The 1,679-nt window shown below is 47.6% G+C and carries 2 protein-coding genes; both read left to right on the top strand.

Features of this window, described 5'->3' with window-relative positions; all coding sequences use genetic code 11:
* The coding region (locus A3766_RS31235) for a hypothetical protein (RefSeq protein ID WP_197479600.1) at positions 1-495 on the top strand (495 nt) is incomplete at its 5' end.
* Between the two features lie 106 nt (positions 496-601).
* The coding region (locus A3766_RS16145; protein WP_197479599.1) for a hypothetical protein at positions 602-1,679 on the top strand (1,078 nt) is incomplete at its 3' end.

Genomic DNA, 1,679 nt, shown 5'->3' with positions numbered 1-1,679 from the left:
GTGCTTAACCCTGTCGCGCCAATCGTCGGTGGTATGCAGATTGGCGAGAAGAAGATTGAAGGTGGCCCAGGGTACTTGAGAAACTTCTCTCTATTATCGGCTTGGGCAACGGCTCCATTCCTACATAACAATGCGATTGGTGAAGTGACTTTCCTTGAAGACGGTTCACCTGACTACACGGTTAAAGGACGTATCGAACAATTCGAAATGGCCTTCGATGAGTTGATGAAGTCTGACGATCCGCTGGCAGAGAACAGTCGCCCGCAGAAGATCACTAAGTTACAGCATGACCTGAATATTACCTTAAGCGGTCAGCCAGATGGCATTGTCCATTTCCCTAAAGGCACGCCTGCTGCGCATGTACTTTCGTCTAATCCACATGATGCAGTATTCTTGAAGTGCGGTGATTTTGTTGAGAACAAAGGCCACCAGTTTGGTATAGATCTACCTGCAGAAGAAAAACTAGCCCTACGTGAATTCTTGAAACTCATGTAACGTTTGGTACTCATGTTTGTCATGAAAAACGAATGGGGAGGCCTAATTGCTTGAGCTGAGGCAGCTTTGTTATCACAAGGGCTGCTTTAGCTGGGCAATGTTAATAATGAATCTATCTAGAGCAATAAGTGCGTTAGTCCTGTTGTGTATGCTCGCTATTGGCATTACATATTGGTCTATCAATCACGCTGATAATCCGTCTATTTCTGAACTCACTCAATCTCTTGATGGTGTAGAAGAGTCGTCTCTGCATAGTCAGCTGATACCTGATACAGACCTCCCTCCTGAGGGAACCCGTTCTTTGTTCGACCATATAATCGCGCAGAATGATGGCTTGCCTTACCCTTTTACTGAAATGATCAAGCTCTTGCAGAGCCAGCACCCTGAAGGTGAAGCGCCGCTGTCATTGCTGATTCCTGATGGCCGTTCACTGCTAAAAGGCCAAGCTGATCATCATTTACCTCGAATACTGATTGCGCCAGACTTTCAGGAAGAAAACACCCCAGCGGGTTTGGGTATGAATACCCAAGGCCAGCTTTTTGTTGCGCTAGTCGAAGGGGCAAATGAAATAGAGGTGCTTAGCTACAATGAAGGCGCAGGGCGGTTTGAGTTTCAGCTGGTGCAAAATTATTGTGAAGGGTGTGTGCCAAGAATTGTCTATACTCGTCGAGCGATCTGCCTGACCTGCCACCAAGGGGGCGGGCCTATTTTCTCGCAGCGCCCTTGGCAAGAAACCAATGGACAGTTAAGTGTTGCTAAACGTATACAGGCGGCCAGAGGTAACGAGCCTTATTGGGGGGTAGACATTGAACAACCGCTGGCTACGCCTGAGCGTTTTGATGAACTCACTGATGTTGGAAATTTTCATGTAGCTAGCCAGCGCGTATGGCTAGATGCTTGTGGAGTCGAAGGCAATGAGTGTCGACGTGCACTATTGTCACTCGCTCTACGTTACGCAGATCAGCCAGGCTTGTTTGATTCAATGAGTAAAGAGGTGAATACCTTACTCAAGCTCTGGGCGAATACTTATCCCGAGACGGGCATTAAGGTGCCACAATCCGACTTGGCTAATCGAGACCCAAGTGGTGAGTCAAACACCTTTACCGAGTGGCTATACGCAACCCTTACTCCTGATATTAGCTTTGGTGACGGCGCCAAAGACAATGAAGATCTCAATGCGTTTG

This window comes from Oleiphilus sp. HI0132, from assembly GCF_001635845.1.
Note: the sequence above shows the minus strand (reverse complement) of the source record. Positions and strands in the feature narration are given on the sequence as shown.